This is a genomic window from Amycolatopsis sp. N2S4-7, assembly GCF_058119595.1.
In genome coordinates this window covers 2,395,653-2,411,253 of the sequence record NZ_CP172299.1, presented here as the reverse complement: position 1 = coordinate 2,411,253, position 15,601 = coordinate 2,395,653, and the positions used below count along the sequence as shown (strand labels likewise).

16 protein-coding genes and 2 pseudogenes are annotated in these 15,601 nt (G+C 69.4%); 11 read left to right on the top strand and 7 right to left on the bottom strand.

Features of this window, described 5'->3' with window-relative positions:
* The first annotated feature begins 1,263 nt into the window (after nt 1–1,263).
* From ACH54P_RS11165 to ACH54P_RS11145, 5 genes are all read left to right on the top strand, one after another.
* Entirely contained in the window at nt 1,264–1,971 is a 708-nt protein-coding gene (locus ACH54P_RS11165) for an SDR family NAD(P)-dependent oxidoreductase (protein ID WP_489912291.1), read from the top strand.
* Nucleotides 1,972–2,006: 35 nt separating this feature from the next.
* Nucleotides 2,007–2,846, top strand: a complete 840-nt coding sequence (locus tag ACH54P_RS11160; protein ID WP_489912290.1) for an NAD(P)-dependent oxidoreductase — start codon at nt 2,007–2,009, stop codon at nt 2,844–2,846.
* A gap of 13 nt (nt 2,847–2,859) precedes the next feature.
* A complete protein-coding gene (locus tag ACH54P_RS11155) occupies nt 2,860–3,465 on the top strand; it encodes a TetR/AcrR family transcriptional regulator (protein ID WP_489912289.1) in 606 nt (201 codons plus the stop codon).
* A gap of 41 nt (nt 3,466–3,506) precedes the next feature.
* Nucleotides 3,507–3,704 carry a hypothetical protein gene (locus ACH54P_RS11150; protein WP_489912288.1) on the top strand — a complete coding sequence of 66 codons (198 nt, stop codon included), beginning with the start codon at nt 3,507–3,509 and terminating at the stop codon, nt 3,702–3,704.
* A 105-nt stretch (nt 3,705–3,809) separates the two neighbouring features.
* A complete protein-coding gene (locus tag ACH54P_RS11145) occupies nt 3,810–4,196 on the top strand; it encodes a hypothetical protein (protein ID WP_489912287.1) in 387 nt (128 codons plus the stop codon).
* A 294-nt stretch (nt 4,197–4,490) separates the two neighbouring features.
* Here ACH54P_RS11145 and ACH54P_RS11140 read toward each other — a convergent pair whose 3' ends face one another.
* The 3 genes from ACH54P_RS11140 to ACH54P_RS11130 form a co-directional block, all read right to left on the bottom strand.
* Nucleotides 4,491–5,093: a TetR/AcrR family transcriptional regulator gene (locus ACH54P_RS11140; protein WP_489912286.1), complete on the bottom strand. Its 603-nt coding sequence runs from the start codon at nt 5,091–5,093 to the stop codon at nt 4,491–4,493.
* Nucleotides 5,094–5,141: 48 nt separating this feature from the next.
* A complete protein-coding gene (locus ACH54P_RS11135) occupies nt 5,142–6,137 on the bottom strand; it encodes an NADP-dependent oxidoreductase (protein WP_489912285.1) in 996 nt (331 codons plus the stop codon).
* Nucleotides 6,138–6,903: 766 nt separating this feature from the next.
* Complete coding sequence (locus ACH54P_RS11130; RefSeq protein WP_489912284.1) at nt 6,904–7,830, bottom strand: NADP-dependent oxidoreductase; 927 nt, start codon at nt 7,828–7,830, stop codon at nt 6,904–6,906.
* A gap of 136 nt (nt 7,831–7,966) precedes the next feature.
* Between ACH54P_RS11130 and ACH54P_RS11125 the strand changes: the two genes are divergently transcribed.
* Entirely contained in the window at nt 7,967–8,998 is a 1,032-nt protein-coding gene (locus ACH54P_RS11125) for a GlxA family transcriptional regulator (protein WP_489912283.1), read from the top strand.
* Between the two features lie 52 nt (nt 8,999–9,050).
* Here ACH54P_RS11125 and ACH54P_RS11120 read toward each other — a convergent pair whose 3' ends face one another.
* Entirely contained in the window at nt 9,051–9,200 is a 150-nt protein-coding gene (locus ACH54P_RS11120) for a hypothetical protein (protein WP_489912282.1), read from the bottom strand.
* 179 nt (nt 9,201–9,379) lie between these two features.
* On the opposite strand from ACH54P_RS11120, the pseudogene ACH54P_RS11115 reads away from it, so the two are divergent.
* A pseudogene (locus ACH54P_RS11115) lies at nt 9,380–9,499 on the top strand (TetR/AcrR family transcriptional regulator); the annotation flags it as partial.
* Here the strand turns inward: ACH54P_RS11115 and ACH54P_RS11110 are convergent.
* Entirely contained in the window at nt 9,483–10,157 is a 675-nt protein-coding gene (locus ACH54P_RS11110) for a DUF3592 domain-containing protein (RefSeq protein WP_489916387.1), read from the bottom strand. The pseudogene ACH54P_RS11115 and the gene ACH54P_RS11110 sit on opposite strands and share 17 nt — an antisense overlap.
* 513 nt (nt 10,158–10,670) lie before the next feature.
* On the opposite strand from ACH54P_RS11110, the gene ACH54P_RS11105 reads away from it, so the two are divergent.
* The 3 genes and pseudogenes from ACH54P_RS11105 to ACH54P_RS11095 all read left to right on the top strand — a co-directional run bounded on the left by ACH54P_RS11105 (nt 10,671) and on the right by ACH54P_RS11095 (nt 12,016).
* Entirely contained in the window at nt 10,671–11,129 is a 459-nt protein-coding gene (locus tag ACH54P_RS11105) for a hypothetical protein (RefSeq protein WP_489917159.1), read from the top strand.
* A 52-nt stretch (nt 11,130–11,181) separates the two neighbouring features.
* Nucleotides 11,182–11,322: pseudogene (locus ACH54P_RS11100) on the top strand (acetyl-CoA C-acyltransferase); the annotation flags it as partial.
* Between the two features lie 421 nt (nt 11,323–11,743).
* Nucleotides 11,744–12,016, top strand: coding sequence for a hypothetical protein (locus tag ACH54P_RS11095; protein ID WP_489912281.1), 273 nt, complete (start codon nt 11,744–11,746; stop codon nt 12,014–12,016).
* A gap of 3 nt (nt 12,017–12,019) precedes the next feature.
* Here ACH54P_RS11095 and ACH54P_RS11090 read toward each other — a convergent pair whose 3' ends face one another.
* Nucleotides 12,020–13,336 carry a DUF4474 domain-containing protein gene (locus ACH54P_RS11090; protein ID WP_489912280.1) on the bottom strand — a complete coding sequence of 439 codons (1,317 nt, stop codon included), beginning with the start codon at nt 13,334–13,336 and terminating at the stop codon, nt 12,020–12,022.
* Nucleotides 13,333–13,641, bottom strand: coding sequence for a hypothetical protein (locus ACH54P_RS11085; RefSeq protein ID WP_489912279.1), 309 nt, complete (start codon nt 13,639–13,641; stop codon nt 13,333–13,335). The genes ACH54P_RS11090 and ACH54P_RS11085 overlap by 4 nt, the downstream gene beginning before the upstream one ends.
* Nucleotides 13,642–14,452: 811 nt before the next feature.
* On the opposite strand from ACH54P_RS11085, the gene ACH54P_RS11080 reads away from it, so the two are divergent.
* Nucleotides 14,453–15,592 (top strand): serine hydrolase domain-containing protein, encoded by a 1,140-nt coding sequence (locus ACH54P_RS11080; protein ID WP_489912278.1) that lies wholly within the window; start codon nt 14,453–14,455, stop codon nt 15,590–15,592.
* Nucleotides 15,593–15,601 lie beyond the last annotated feature (9 nt).

Below are 15,601 nucleotides of genomic sequence, written 5' to 3'. Positions count from 1 at the left end.
TGACCATCAGTGATCTTGATGTTCTGCTGGCGAAATTACGCAAAAGGTACAAGCCGGAGTGCATCGTACTTCACGCCGGGAGGGTGATCGAATCACCGGACGATCTGCGAATGGTCTCCGACACTGACTTGCGGAATCTTTCCATTACGGTGTTGAATGATCCGTTGAGCACGCGATGGGACGGCCGGACGTCATCGGAATTGACAGACGATGATCTTGTGGTCCTTCTGAGAACCGGCGAGGCCGCGGCGGTCGGTGTCGTGCCACTCGTGCTCATGGTCGAAGACTGGGCCAGGACTCGGCAATTCGTTGGTCTCCCGCCGCGCACGGTGCTGGAACGGAGGAAGAAGTCCACTTGGAAGCGGCCAGTTGCACTGGTGCTTGTAGCGCTTTCCCTGGCGATTTCATTGTTCTTTGACCCGCCTGCTGGGCGCACGGTGGCGGGTTACATCTCCGCGGGGAGCAGTCTACTTTTCCTGATCTTCCTTTCGTGGTTTTTCTATCGGTGGTTCATGGAGCCGGCGAGGGTTGACAATTTCACCCTGGTGGTCCCCGTGACATTGCAAGCAGGAGGACGGCGAGCGATATTGCCGGCAAGCTCTCCGGGTGAAGGCCGGTCTCCCGTCACGACGTGCACTGTGTCGTCGCCGAGCCGTGGTGTCCTGGTCCTGGCCGGGAGCCGGGCTCGAACAAAGGCCGACAAGCCGTCCGACGAAGCCGCGCCCACTGATGTGGCGGCCGAAGCCTGCTCCTGCCCGCGGCAACCCCCTCTTCCGGTCTCAACCACGAGTCGCACCAGAGCGGGCCAGCGTAACGACGCTGAACCGGACACTGCGAGGATTCCCCACTCGATCTCGGTACGTCGGCGACCGCGGCGTAGCGCTCAGCCCGGGCTACTGCGTCAACAGGCTTGGTCGCCGCGCAGGTAAGGCCGCTGCGGCTGGCCAGGGTGGTTGTCGCTCGACAGCCATCTGTCGAGCGACCGTCAAGCTGGCCAATGCGACAGCCGATCTGGTCACCACTTGGTCATGCGATGCGGAACCTGCGCAGCCCTGCCGCGGTGGCGCCGCTGAGCTGACCGGCCACCTGGCTCGCGGAGTGGGCGGCGTTAGCTCCGCCGGTACCGGTGTTCGGCTGGCCGAGGAGTTGCCCTGGCCGGGCGTCGGTGCTCGAGGTCACTTGTAACTAACCATTGACTTACGTGCCGGCCGGGCACACGATGTATATATCCAGTTAGTTACAAGATCGGACAGGAGAACCATCATGGCCACCATCCTGATCACCGGTGCGAACAAGGGACTCGGTTACGAGACGGCTCGGCAGCTGATCGCCGCCGGGCACACCGTGTACGCCGGGGCTCGCGACGCCCAGCGCGGCCAAGCCGCCGCCGACGCCCTCGGCGCGCACTTTGTCCTGATCGACGTGACCGACGACGCCTCGGTCGCGGCCGCGGCCAAGGCCGTCGAGGCTGACGGCGGTCTGGACGTCCTGGTCAACAACGCCGGCGTCGAACCGCGCACGGCCGACGGCGGCTTCATCCCGGTCGCCGACGTGACCGCCGACAGCATGCGCAGTGTGTTCGAGACCAACGTCTTCGGCCAGGTCCGGACGCTCCACGCGTTCCTGCCGGTGCTGGCGCGCTCGGCCGCTCCGGTCGTGGTCAACGTCAGCAGCGGCCTGTCGCTGACGCGCGATGTCGTCGACCCGCGGAACCCGTCGCACTTCTACCCGGCGGTGGAGTACCCGGCCTCGAAGGCCGCGGTCAACATGGTCACGGCGCAGTACGCGAAAGCGTTCCCCGCCATCCGGATCAACGCCGCCGACCCGGGTTTCACCGCCACCGACCTGAACCACCACACCGGCACCCAGACCGTCGAGCAGGGCGCGGCGGTCATCGTCCGCCTGGCGCAGGTCGGCCCGGACGGCCCCACCGGCGAGCTGTTCGACGCCGCGGGCCCGGTGGCCTGGTGATCCAGCTCGTACCGAGCGCGAAAGGAAACCCGGTCATGCCTGACACCAAGCCGACGGTCGGTTTCATCGGCCTCGGCGACCAGGGTGCCCCGATCGCCCAGGCCATCTCCGGCGGCGGCTACCCGCTCCACGTCTGGGCGCGGCGCCCCGGATCGCTGACCGCCCTCGACGGCGACGCGTTCACGCCCCATCCGAGCATCGCCGAGCTGGCCGCCGCCAGCGACATTGTCGGGCTGTGCCTCCGCGAGGATGCCGACAACCTGCAGGTCGCCGTCGAGGGCGGCCTCCTCGCGAACATGCGTCCCGGCACGGTCCTGGTCAACCACGGCACCGGCTTGCCCCAGGCGGCGCGCGAGCTGGCCCGGCTCGCCGAGCCCTACGGTGTCGACGTGGTGGACGCCCCGGTCAGCGGCGGCCACGCCGTCGCGCTCGCCCGGGAGCTCACCACGATCGTCGGCGGCGAAGCGCGGGTCGTCGAGCGCCTGGTACCGGTCTTCCGGACCTTCTCCAAGGAGGTCGTCCACGTCGGCCCCGCGGGCTCGGGCCAGTACGGCAAGCTGTTCAACAACGCCTTGATGATGATGAACCACCGCAACGTTCTCGAGGTGCTGCGTCTGGCCCAGGCCCTGGAGCTGCCGATCCAGCCGCTGCTGGACGTGCTGCGCTCCGGGTCGGCGAGCAGCTTCGCCCTGCAGGCGATCGGCCCCTCGATCACCTCCGGGAACGTCCACCACCTGCAGCCACTAGAACTCACCGACATGGAGTTGTTCAGCGGAGCCGTCGACTCCCTCGGCGAGGCGGCGCACGCCGTCATCGAGCGCGCCGTCGCCGGCGCTAGCCAGCTGGACGAGCTGACCGCGATCGTCGGCGTCTGAAAGGGTGAATCGCATGTCCGAGCCGACCACCGAGCGCAAGCAGCGCCCCCGCGACGCCGCGGCCACCAAGGCGCTGCTGCTCCACGCCGCCACCGAGGAGTTCGCCGAGTACGGACTCGCCGGCGCCCGGATCGACCGCATCGCCGATCGCGCGGGCGCGAACAAGCGCCTGATCTACGCCTACTTCGGTGACAAGGACCGCCTCTTCGACGCCGTCGTGGACGATCAGGCGCAGGCCATGGTCAAGGCCGTTCCGTTCGACGACGGCGACCTGGTCGCGTTCGCCGCGACCCGCTTCGACTTCGTCCTGGCCAACCCGGCGACCCGGCGGATCGCCGTCTGGCGCGCGTTCGAACGCGCCGAGCCCACCGACGCGGAGACAGCCAGCTACCGCCGGCGCCTCGACGCGGTCACCACCGCCCAGCGCGAAGGACGGCTGCGCGCCGACATCCCGGCGGCGGATCTGTTCGCGATCGTCCTGCGGATGACCGAAAGCTGGCTGAGCGCACCTTCGGCGCTCCAAGCCGCGGCCACCGACGAACCCCTGTCCGCCGACCGCCTCGGCCGGCATCGGACCGCACTCCTCGCCGCCGTACGCAGCGTCGTCCAACCACAGTGACCGGTGCTTGTCCTCGCGGCCCTGGAAGCTCGAGCAGGTTGATGTTCACGCTCGCGGCTGGCAAGGCTCGTGCCGGTGCTGTGCTGGACAACCCGGTGTTGCGCACCGAACGGCGTGCGACGCTGGTCGACGGGTTGCTCGCGGTGGCGGTGCTGGCCGGCTTGGTCCTGAACGCCGCGGTCGGCTGGACCCGGTCGCCGGTGGTTCTGTCGGTAGTTGGTGACGTCAGTTGTTCGTGAAAGCTGACGGCACCAGGTGATGGCCCAGAAAGATGTTCGCGAATTCTGACGTCACCATCGGGGCTGCGGTGTCAAGCTGGATGTGCTCGGTAAAGGAGCACCCCGATGCCGCCTGGCCAATCGAAGGTCGAGTTGTACGCCGCGCTGCGGCGCGACTCCCGCGATGGCATGTCGAACCGGGCGTTGCAGTGCAAGTACGGCGTCACCTGGAGCACGGTCAACAAGGCCCTGACCTCGGCTTGGCCGCGGCCACGCACGACAACCGCTTCGGCGCGGCCGTCGAAGCTGGATCCGTTCACGCTCCTGATCGACGAGATCCTGCTCATTGATCTGGACGCGACCAGGAAACAGCGCCACACCGTCACCCCGGATCTACCGCCGTCTGATCGACGAGCACTCCTCGTCCGAGGCGTTGCGTTGACCACCTTCACCCGCACCGATGAGAGGGCGCAAGCGTCCTGCGAGCAACCGCGCGGTCCGGCCAGGGACTGAGAGTCCGGTGTTTATACCTTGCTCGCGACCACCATGTAGTTCTCGGCCTCAAGATCGAACGTGCTCAGTTCCGCTTGGAGTCCGACCCGGTGCAGCTCGACTTCGAGTTCCTCGTACCGGTAGGGCCAGCAGGACAGCAGTTCCGAGCGGACCCACAAAGCCCTGACCGCACCACACGGGCCTCGACCCGGAATCCTGCGGACAGGGACCGTGCGACGGGGACTCGACGCCACCTAGGCAGGCAATCTCCGGAATCCCAGCAGCACGCGGTGGCGGTAGTCCTCCGGCCGCGCTTCAGCGAGGCAGCAGGACGGCGACCTGCCTGCGGATGTCCTGCACGATCTCCTCGACGCTCAAGGCGATGTTCACGCCCGCCGCCATGCTGAGGAACATCACGGCGGACACGATGTGTGCCAGCGTCGCGGCGTCGCCCTCTGCGACCCGTTCGTCTCGGCGCAGCACGGCGGCGAGGGCCTCCTCGGTCTGCGCGACGATGGCCAGTGCCGCGCCGTGCCGGGGCTCCTCAGGGTCGCCGAAGACCATCTCTCGCAGGTAGGTGCGTCCGTTGTCGATCTGGACGCGGTTGCACTCGACGATCGGCCGGATGATCGCCAGCACCGCGTCCAGCACGCCTGGGACGGTCTCGGCGTCCGCCCGGCCCTGCTCGAGTGCTTCGACGTACTTGGCGTTCTGGACAAGGAGGAGGAGTTCGCCCTTGGTCTTGGCATAAAGGAACAGGGTCCCGGTGCCGATGTCGGCCTTGTCGGCGATTTGCTGGGTCGTGACCTCATCGACGCCGTGTTCGGCGAACAGCTCACTGGCGGCAGCGACGATGCGGTCGAGTTTTTCCTGCTTGTTCCGCTCGCGCCGTCCGACCGACTGGGAGGCGGCAGACATGGGTGGTGTCCTCGTGCGTTCTGTGTCGCCCGTCGCGGTTGCGGCGGGTCAGCTGTGGTCGATGACGGCCTTGCCGCGGATGCCACCCTGGGACAGGGACTGCAGCGCCTGCGGGGTCTGGTCGAAGCCGAGCACCTTTCCCACGACCGGACGCACCACGCCCTGGTCGATGAGAGTGGTGATCTGGCGGAGCTGGTCGCCGCTGGCGCGCATGAGCATGAACTCATACGTCACGCCGAGCTTTTTCGCCTGCTTGCGGATCTTGCGGCTCAGGGCGGCGACCCCCAGGCGCAGCAGCGGGTTGAGGCCGGCCTCGCGCGCGAAAGTGGGCTCCGGGGGACCAGCGATCTCGATGGCTTTGCCGCCGGGCTTGAGCACCCGCAGGGACTTCTCGAGAGTCTCCCCGCCGAGGCTGTCCAGCACCAGGTCGTAGCCGGTCAGGAGCTGCTCGAAGTCCTGGGTGCGGTAATCGATCACCGTGTCCGCGCCGAGCGCGCGCACGAAGTCCGCGTTGGAAGCGCTGGCGGTCGTGGCGACGCTCGCACCGAGGTGCGCGGCGAGCTGGATCGCGATCGAACCGACCCCGCCGGCCCCGGCGTGGATGAGGACCTTCTGCCCGGGCCGCACCTTCCCGCGCTCCACCAGCGCCTGCCACGCCGTGAGCGCCACCAGCGGCAGCGAGCCGGCCTCATTCATGCTGATCGAGGCGGGCTTGAGCGCCAGGTCGCCCTCCGCGACGGCGATGCGTTCGGCGAAGGTGCCGATGCGGTCCTGGTCGGGCCGACCGTAGACCTCGTCTCCGGGCTTGAAGCCGCGAACCGCCGTCCCGACGCTGATGACAGTGCCCGCGACATCGTTGCCCAGGATCAGCGGCAGCTTGTAGGGCAGGATCTGCTTCAACTCGCCGGCGCGGATCTTCTCATCCAGCTGATTCAGCCCGGCGGCCTCCACCCGCACAAGCACGTCGTGCTCCCCCACGGTGGGCTCGGGGACGTCCGCCTCTTGCAGCGGCTCCTTGTACTTGGTGACGACGAACGCTCGCATGGGGCGCCTTTCCTTGTCTTCATCCTGTTTATCCAGGCGTGAGGTCAGATCAGCCAATTCGGCGTGACATGGGGCCTAGTCTCACTCCATGAACCTGATTACACTCAATTATGAGTCTGCTCAGTTTGACTGTCAAGGGAGGTCCCATGGGACGCGGCCCACATGCCGATCGGGCGCCGCGAGCGGGCCACCGACGGCATCGTCCCCGGTGCCGGCTCGAGCGGGTACGTCGCCGCGACCCGCGCCGCGCAACTCGGCAAGAACATCCAGTCCGGCAGTGCGGACAACGGACAGCCGCAAACCCTGTCCATGACTTCGGTTCCGGCGGGCTACCGGCAGACGGGGCGGACCGCGGTGGAGGAGCGGGGGAGCGGCGTGGCCGCAGCGCGGGTCGAGGCGGTCCGGTGGGCGGGCGCCGCTGACGGGCGGCCGACGAGGCCGCCGTCCTCGGCACCGAGGGCGTCCTGGGCCCGCAACGCGCCCTCCGCGGTGCCACATACCGGCCGCGAGCACCCGCCGGCAGCAGCAGGCCCCGGCCACCACCGAAGACACCCCTCCGGCGCGAGCCGCAGCCCTGCCTCCGCCCCCGTGCGAGCCGCCCCGGCCGTCACCGAAGCACCCCGCGAGCCGCAGCCCCGCCCCCGCCGAAGCCCCGAGCCGCAGTTCCGTCCTGTCCGGCCGTGCCCGCAGGTCCGCCCCGTCCCGTTCGGCCGCGCCCGGAGCCCCGTTCCACCTGCCGCAGCCGACCCGGCCGGGGCGGCTGGAGTCAGGCCACGCTCAGGACGATCTTCCCGGTGGTGCGGCCCTGCTCACCGATCTCGTGCGCCTTCGCGGCCTCGGCCAGCGGGACGACGGTCTCGACCACGGGCGTGAGCGCGCCCCGCTCGGCCAGTGCGGCGATCTCGCGCAGCCCCAGGTGGTCGGGCTCGACCAGCATCCACACCGCCCGCACGTGGCCGGGGACGTCGGCGGGGACGTCTTCGGGGCCGGGCAGGGTGATCAGCCGGCCGCCCGGGCGCAGCACCGTCAGGGACCGCTCGGCGTTCTGGCCGCCGAGCCCGTCCAGCACCACGTCGACGTCCCCGACGGCGTCCTCGAAGCGGACCGTGCGGTAGTCGATCACCTCGTCCGCGCCCAGCTGCCGCAGCAGGTCGTGCTTGCCGGCGCTGGCCGTGCCGATGACGTACGCGCCGCGGGCCTTGGCGATCTGCACGGCCAGGTGGCCGACCCCGCCGGCCGCCGCGTGCACCAGCACCCGCTCACCGGCGCGCACCCCGGCGGTGTCCACCAGGGCCTGCCAGGCGGTCAGCGCGGCCAGCGGCAGCGCCGCCGCCTGCACGTGGGTGAGGTTCGCCGGCTTGGGCGCGAGGTGGCGGGCCGGGGCGACGACGTACTCGGCGTAGGCGCCGGCCTGCCGCGGGAACAGCGGCATGCCGTACACCTCGTCCCCGGGGCGGAACATCCCCACGCCCGGTCCGACGGCCTCCACGGTGCCGGAGACGTCCCAGCCGACCGCCGGGACCTCGCCCCACTCGATCAGGGCCCCGCTGGCCCGGGTCTTGAAGTCCACCGGGTTCACACCGGCCGCGTGGACCCGCACCAGGACCTCGTTCAGTCCCGGCTCGGGCCGGGCGACCTCACGCTCCACGAGCACCTCCGGTCCGCCCCACTGCTCCACGACCACCGCACGCATGCTGTCCGCCTCACTCTTTTCCGTCTTGATCGGATACCGGCCGCCCGGGCCCTTCCCGGCGCGACGCAGTCCACGATCCGGCACCCGCCCCCACCATGGTGTTGGCCGCCTGGTCACTATGTGACAGGATCTGGCCATGAGTGAGATGCAGTGGCCGTGCACCGACCCGAGCGCCGACGCGGCCGGGCGGCACCGCATCGCCGTCCTCGCCCTGCCCGGCGTCCCGCCCTTCGAACTCGGCATCCCCTCCCGCGTCTTCGGCAGCGTCCTGGACGCCGGCTCACGCCCGCTGTACGAGGTCACCGTCTGCACCGCCGACGGCGCCCCGGTCCTCAGCGACGCCGGGTTCACCGTGCAGCCCGCGGCCGGTCCCGAGGCCCTGGCCGCCGCGGACACCGTGATCGTCCCGCCCACGCACGCCATGCCCGAGCTGGGCCGCGGCGGCCCGCTGCCGCCCGAGGTCACCGCGGCCATCGCCGGCATCCGGCCCGGCACCCGCCTGGTGTCCATCTGCACCGGCTCCTACGTCCTGGCCGCCGCGGGCCTCCTCGACGGCCGGCCCGCCACCACCCACTGGCACCTCGCCCCCGAGTTCCGCCGCGCCTACCCCCGCGTCAAGGTCGACGAGGAGGTCCTCTTCGTCGACGACGGCGACGTCCTGACCTCCGCGGGCGTCGCCGCCGGCGTCGACCTGTGCCTGCACATGATCCGCCGCGACCACGGCGCCGCCGCCGCCAACCGCGCCGCCCGCATGTGCGTCGTCCCGCCCTGGCGGGACGGCGGCCAGGCCCAGTACATCGACCGCCCGGTGCCCGAACCCACCGTCGCCACCACCACCGCCACCCGCGCCTGGGCCCTGGAACACCTCGGCGAACCCCTCTCCCTGAACCGCCTGGCCGAACACGCCCGGATGAGCCTGCGCTCCTTCACCCGCCGCTTCCGCGACGAGGTCGGCATGACCCCCGTGCAGTGGCTCACCGCGCAACGCCTGGAACTGGCCAAGCAGTTGCTGGAGACCACCGACCTGTCCATCGACCTGGTCGCCCACCGCTGTGGCTTCGGCTCCGCCAACTCCCTGCGCGCCCACATGCGCACCGCCTTCGGTGTCTCACCCGCCTCCTACCGCCGCACCTTCCATACCGACAACCTGGTGGAAGCGGGCGTCTGAGGACACAACAGCCGCACATACCCGCTCCGCGGGCCGGCCGGGATCCGCCTGATCATCCGCTGCCGGTGCCCCCTCCAGCGGAGGCCGGCAGCATCATCGCCCGCCGGTAGCGCACCGAACTCGTGCTGCCCCGGCGCACGATCTGTTGCAGCTTCTGCCCCTCGTGGTCGGTCAGTCTGCGCACACGGACGGGCTCGGCCACCGCGCCTCCAGCGGTCGGATCGGATGTCACCGCACATGCAACCGCCACGACCGCCGACCCGGCGAACCTATGCGGTCACAGCACTAGGCCGAGACAGGTCTACTTGAATCCGTCAGCCCCGTGGTGCCTCGTGCTGCAGCCGAGGGAACACTCCGTGCCCCGGCTTCGTCGAGCATCCGCTCGGCATGGGCATGATCCGGTACGTGGCGAAGTTCGAGCCGTCCGCCACCGAGGAGGTCGAGGTTCTGGTGCGTGCGGTGGCGCCGAACCTGCGGCGCTACCTCACCGGCGAGATCGGCTGGCCCGCTCCCGGATCGCGTGAACGGCCAGGACGTACGGGCCGTTCTCGATCCCCACGACCATCGACTTGCCCCAGCCGCCGACCCAGCCCTGCTTGTTCTTCCAGCCGGCAGACGGCGACAGGGCGAGGAGCGCCCCGGAGCGGCGGAGCGCGACCGCCGTCCCGTCGCTGAATCCCGCGTGCAACGCCACCTGCTCGTCGCTCACGCCGGCCCGCCGCCACCCGGTGCGCTCGACGGCCCGGATCCGGTGCCGCCAGCCGGCCGCCACCGCGATCGAAAACGGCAGGCCGAACAGGGCGGCCAGTATCGGGACCACGCCGACGCCGAGCCGGAAATCGCCTTCGTTCGGTTCGTCCGCGGTGCGTACGCGCGCCGGGTCGGCCGGGTCGTAGATGACGATCACCTCCTCGCCGACCTGGTAGCTGCGGTTCGACTCCCAGACGATGTCGTCGGTCCGGTCGCCGTGGCTCACCCGGATGTACGACGTGCCCTTGGCGTGGTGGAACACGCCGACGACCACACCGATCTCGTGGAAGCCGGTGTGGAGCAGGTCCTCGGCGGCCGCGGTGACCAGGGCGACCTGGGTGAACCCGGCCGCGAGCACCACCGCCCAGCCCACGACGAAGCCCGTCGCGCGGCGGGAAGCCCGGCGCATGCGGGCGTTCAGTTCCGGGTGGTCACCGTCGGCGGGATCCGCCGCGGGCAGCCACCGGCCGAAGTCCCCGGCGGCGGCCGGCGCGCTGCGGTCCAGAAGCCGCAGCGCGTACCAGCCGAAGGCGGCGAACGCGAGGGCACCGGTCAGGAGGATCGCGTTGCCCCACAGATCGTCCTCGCCGGAAATGAGCGAGTACGCCGTGGCCGCGGCGCCGAGCCCGGAGAGGACCGAAAAGACGACGACGATGACCACCCAGAGTGCCCGCATGGAGTGATGTTAGGACCGTTGGCCTGCGTGGACGCTGCGAGAAACGGCACAGGACGGCGAGACAACCCCGTGGCCTTCCCGTGCGTGCAAGTGAGCAGGCGTCACATTTCGCTGACACCGTTCGCGCATTCTCGGAAGTGCGCGGCTACGGCCACGTCATCTGTCCGGGCCGGCGCGTCGCCGAGGTCACGCAGCTGACCGCACCGGAGAAGACTGGTTTCTGGCCGGACGAGGTGGACGCCGCGCGTGCAGTCCATGGCGGATGATCCCGCCGATCTCATCGAACAGTGTGGAATCGTCACCGCCCCTCCCCAAACTGAAGGCCTCGCATCGCACTCCGAAAGGCAGAGTCTCGCTGGCGCAACGACGGATCGCTCGAAGCTCAGTCCACCCACGCCGACCGCCCAGGCCGGTGAACTCGAGACTGATCACTACTCGTGCGGCCAGCCGCGGCCTCCGCAGCTGGACGGCTCCGCGCTGGTGCAGGCGAACAACACGACCGGCGGCTACCGGGATTCCTCGTTCGGCTGCGGCGCCAACGGAACGATGGTGCCGGGGGACTGGCTGGACTACTACTGCACCACCATCGGCAACGACGGCCGGGGATGGACGTACGTGTCTATCTACGAACGAGGTTTCGCCGGCTGGGCGTACGAGGGTTACCTGCCCCACGGCGGCAGCTCGGTGCCCTGCCCGATCTTATGAGCCGCAGCGGTCAGCAGGGGACCGACTCCGCCCCCGAGATCAGCCGGTCGACGTCTCCCCAGGCCACCCGGTCGGCGCGACCGGCACCAGGATCCTGGCGACGCCGGCCCGGAAGCTGCAGCGCCGCGAAGCCCGCTACGGCCTGGAGACCGTGTGCATCGGCGGCGGCCAGGGCCTGGCCGCGGTATTCGAGCTGTCCCTCATCCTGCAGTTCGCGCGCGAACTGCAGGAACTGGACTTCGGCGCCGCGCGGGTCAACTACGGCCTGGCAAAGTCCGGTTCCCCGCACCGGTGCCGGTCGGCTCTCGCCTGCGCGCCACCGCGACCTTCACCGACTTGAGCGACGGCCCGGCGGGTCACACGGTGACCACCGGTACGTCATCGAGCTCGACGGTGCGACCAAACCGGCCCGCATCGCCGAAACCCTCGTCGTAGTGAGCTGACAGCGGAGATCGGATCCCTGGTCGTGCCGAGTGCAGCCGTTCGACAGAAGAGACCCGTCGGCGACCTCGGGTAGACCATCTCGGGGGCCCCAGGGTGGTCCGGGCGCACCAGCGTGCTGCTGGTGCCCGGAAAAGGACTTGAACCCGACCCGGTCCGTCTAGGCTGAGGGCATGACCGACTCGAGGCGGGGTGCCGGCGAAACGCCGGAGGAGCTGGCAAGCGCGTTGCGGGAGCAGGCCAGGAGCGCAGCCACGACGGCGTTGCGCACGGGCCTGGAGGACATCGAAGACCGGCACGGTCACCACGTCGCCGATGAGGTCGCCGCGCTGGTCGACGTGGACGGTGTGTTCGCCGGCCTGAACGACCCGGTCCCGGCTCGCCGGGGACGGTCACAGGAGGACGACGACGAGCCGTACGAGTTCACCCCGGTGGGCTCGCTGTAGGGGTCACTTCCGCCAGTCGTAGCTCAGCGTGGGCGGCTGGTCGGAACCCTTCGTGACGGTGAGGTGGTCGTCGGGGTGCGCGGCGGCGTACCGGACCATCTCGTCGTACATCCGGTCGCGCATCCCGACGTCCCGCACCTCGATCGTGGCGCGCTGGCCCAGCGGGAGCTGGTCGGCTTTCACGTCCGGGTCGTTGCGGATCGCCAGGTTCCAGAAGTGCTTCTTGTCGGTGCCGTCGGCGCCCTGGCCGTCGTTGGTGAAGTAGACCTGGCCGGTGTCCTTGTTGTAGATCGTCTGGGTCACCTTGATCTGGTCGTCACCCTGGGCGGCGTTGAAGTGCCCGTTGTTGTTCGGCGAGTCGCTGGTGTAGAAGCCGACTTCCCCACCGAACGCGTGGTTCGCGTACTTGCCCTTCCACAACTCCAGCCGGTACGTCTTCCCGGTCTCGGGGTCGGTGAACTCCATGTTGTCGCCGTCGTCGCCGGTTTCGTCGAGCTCCATCCCGAAAGCCTCCCCGAACTTGTCGTAGAGGTCTTTCCAGCCCAGGTAGCTCTGCACCGAATGCTCACCGGTGGTGAAGAAGCCGCCTTCCTCGTTGTACCGGAAGCCGAGGTAGTCGTAGATCTTCTGCGCGACCTCGGGATTCTGCATGATCTTGTTCCAGTCCTGGTGAAGCAGCGCCTCCCGTAGTTCCGGGTACTTCTTCAGCAGCGCGAGGAGTCCGGGTATTTCGCGGAGCAGGATCGCGCCGATCTCGGCGACGTTCCGCTTCTCGGAGCCCGCGAGCTCCCACACCTGACCGGTCTTGAACCGCAGCTTCTGGCCCTCGATGAGCAGGATGGCGTCGTAGGTGGTGGTCACCCGTTCCAGGTTGGCCAGCAGGACGAGGGCCTGAGCCTTGACGGCCTTGTCCTGCGCCCAGGCGACGGCGAGGTCGACTTGGCGGATCCCGAAGCCGTGCCAACCGTGGTCGAGCTTCTTCTGGAGGTTCTGGGCGTCCGCGCGCGTGTTCCGGGCATCCTGCTGGGCCTTCGCCAGCGCGTCACGGATCGTCTCGAACGACTTGGCCGAGTCCTCGAGATCCTGCGCCTGGTCGTCGCGGTTCTTCTTGAACGCTTCCAGCGATGTGAGCGCCGCTTCGCCGGCCCCGCCCTGCCAAGCCTCGCTCAGCTGGACGCGCACGCTCTCCAGCAGGGCTTTGGTGTCGGTGATGGTTTCCTTGGTGGCCCGGCAGGCCCGGGCGCGGTCGTCCAGTTCGGTGGTGCTGCCCTTCTCCACCTGGTCGGCGAGTGCGTAGATCTTGTCGAACACCGCCGTCACCGGTCGATCCTCTCGAAGCTGCTGTCCAGCGCTTTCAGAAAGGCGTCGCGGGCCCCGGAATCGGTGCTGTGATAGCTCTTCGCGGCCGTCTGGATGCTTTCGACCAGGTTGTCGACCTGCTGCTGCGCGGCGTCCAGGTCGTCCTTGCGCGTCGCCAGCCAGACGTCGTAGTCCCCGGCGAAGCCGGCGGCGCGCGCTGTGCTCCCGACGTTCGGTGATCCGCCGATGGACAGTGTCGGCGACGTCCCCGCACTGAGCTTGGCCGCCGCGGCGTTGATGTCCGCGACGTCGACCTCGAAACCCACCGGAACTCCCTCTCAGCCGTCCGAGTGACAGGCCCCGTCGGCAATGTAACAGTTTGCCACGAGGTCGGAGGCCGAGGTGCCGTTTTCAGTGCCCCGGTCAGCGGCCAGAACCGGACATGTGCACGGCTGGTTCAACCTGCTGGAGGTTCTGGTGATCGACGACGGGATGGGCCGCGCGATCTCAATCGCCCCGACCGCCCCGGCCCGCTGCTACGGTGAGTGCATGATCTCCCTAAACACGGGAGATATCCCACGTGCGGGGGTTCAAGTCCCCCATTGAACACGTGGACGTGGGAAATCTCCCGCGTCGCGGTTGGCTTCTGGGCAGTCAGTCAAGCTGCGGGTCCGGGGCAAATTTCAGTGTGGGTTATAGATCAACTCGGTCCACGGTTTCGGTGCCGGACAGGATTCGCATGCCGTCGGGGAACGCCTTTCCGCCGTCTGCGCGCAACGGTCAGAAGGCGTCGATGACCCGGCGCTGGGCCGTCGGGGTCGGGGACCGCGGCCGCACCCTGGACGCGCCGGCGTGAACGCAGCATGTCCGGGCAGACCCGGCCGACGACCGTGGTGAGCCGGTTGTCGAGGTTGTCGACCTCCCCGGGTCCGGCGCGCGCAAGCCACCGATTTGAGGTGCGTGCGGCGCTCCTCGAACGGCGGGCCAGGAAGCCGTGGTCGTCCTTCGGGTTGACGGTCGGAGACATGACGAACGGAACTTCCCCGATGTGACCGTCGGCGGGTGGTCACATTCCCGGCGGCTCGTACGTCATGTCTCCGACGAATCGGCAACACGATGATCGGAGCGGCTCGAACAATGAGCGACATCGACGTTCACGGCACGGTGACCAGCGGTTTCGAGGGGGTGCGCGAGGAATTCGCGGCCGCGGTCGCCGAGGAGGCCGGCGCGCAGCTGGCGGTGTATGCGCACGGCCGTCTCGTGGTCGACCTGTGGGCAGGCGACGAGGTGACCGGTGACACCCTGACCGGGGTCTACTCCTCGACCAAGGGCGCCGCGACCCTGGTGGTGGCCCTGCTGGTGCAGGACGGCGTGCTGGAGCTGGACCGCCCGGTCGCCCGCTACTGGCCGGAGTTCGCCGCGGCGGGCAAGGACCGGATCACCGTGCGGGACCTGCTCACCCACCGTTCCGGCGTGATCGGGGTCGACGGCGGGTTCAGCGCCGCCGAACTCGCCGACGACCAGGTGATCGCGCGGCGGCTGGCCGGGCAGCGGCCGTACTGGCGGCCGGGTTCGGCCTACGGCTACGGCGGGTTCGTGACGTTCGCGATGGTGGGCGAGGTGGTCCGCAGGGCCACGGGCCGGTCGCTGGGGGAGCACTTCGAACAGCGGGTGCGCGCGCCCTACGGGCTGGACCTGTACCTGGGGCTGCCGGAGACGCTGGAGGACCGGTACCGGGAGGTGCTGCCGGGGCTGGCCGACCCGGATCGGCTCGCGGCGTTCTGGGCGAACGTCCCGGGACCGCACAGCCTCACCGGGATCGGTTACGGCCTCAACTCCACCCCGCCCCTCGACCAGGTGGCCTTCCTCAACACCCGGCGGGTGCGCGCGCTCGGCCAGGCCTCGGCCGGTGGGGTGGGCAACGCCCGGGGGCTGGCCGGGATGTACGCGGCACTGGCTTTCGGCCTGGGCGGACGGGCCCCGCTGCTCGAACCCGGCACCCTGGGCGAGTTCGCCATGCTCCACTCCACCGGTCGCGATCTGGTCACCGGCGAGGCGGGCCAGTACGCCCTGGGGTTCCAGGCCAAGGGCGCGCGCTACCCGTTCCTGAGCGCGAACGCCTTCGGACACAACGGATCCGCGGGCTCGGAAGCGTTCGCCGACCCGGTCGGCGGCATCGCCTTCGGCTACACCCGCCGGCGCTTCTCCTTCGACTGGTCCTATCCCGAACACGACCGGCTGGCCGCCGCGGTCCACCGCGCGGCCACGGCCTCCTGAGGAGCCGGC

Bases quoted from the DNA above. Each gene is read 5' to 3' on its own strand.
- ACH54P_RS11140 (WP_489912286.1), bottom strand. From the start codon at position 5,093: ATGTCTGCCGCCTCCCAGTCGGTCGGACGGCGCGAGCGGAACAAGCAG.
- ACH54P_RS11080 (WP_489912278.1), top strand. From the start codon at position 14,453: ATGAGCGACATCGACGTTCACGGCACGGTGACCAGCGGTTTCGAGGGG.
- ACH54P_RS11130 (WP_489912284.1), bottom strand. From the start codon at position 7,830: ATGCGTGCGGTGGTCGTGGAGCAGTGGGGCGGACCGGAGGTGCTCGTG.
- ACH54P_RS11145 (WP_489912287.1), top strand. From the start codon at position 3,810: ATGCCGCCTGGCCAATCGAAGGTCGAGTTGTACGCCGCGCTGCGGCGC.
- ACH54P_RS11095 (WP_489912281.1), top strand. From the start codon at position 11,744: ATGACCGACTCGAGGCGGGGTGCCGGCGAAACGCCGGAGGAGCTGGCA.
- ACH54P_RS11125 (WP_489912283.1), top strand. From the start codon at position 7,967: ATGAGTGAGATGCAGTGGCCGTGCACCGACCCGAGCGCCGACGCGGCC.
- ACH54P_RS11110 (WP_489916387.1), bottom strand. From the start codon at position 10,157: ATGCGCCGGGCTTCCCGCCGCGCGACGGGCTTCGTCGTGGGCTGGGCG.
- ACH54P_RS11135 (WP_489912285.1), bottom strand. From the start codon at position 6,137: ATGCGAGCGTTCGTCGTCACCAAGTACAAGGAGCCGCTGCAAGAGGCG.
- ACH54P_RS11155 (WP_489912289.1), top strand. From the start codon at position 2,860: ATGTCCGAGCCGACCACCGAGCGCAAGCAGCGCCCCCGCGACGCCGCG.
- ACH54P_RS11160 (WP_489912290.1), top strand. From the start codon at position 2,007: ATGCCTGACACCAAGCCGACGGTCGGTTTCATCGGCCTCGGCGACCAG.
- ACH54P_RS11150 (WP_489912288.1), top strand. From the start codon at position 3,507: ATGTTCACGCTCGCGGCTGGCAAGGCTCGTGCCGGTGCTGTGCTGGAC.
- ACH54P_RS11165 (WP_489912291.1), top strand. From the start codon at position 1,264: ATGGCCACCATCCTGATCACCGGTGCGAACAAGGGACTCGGTTACGAG.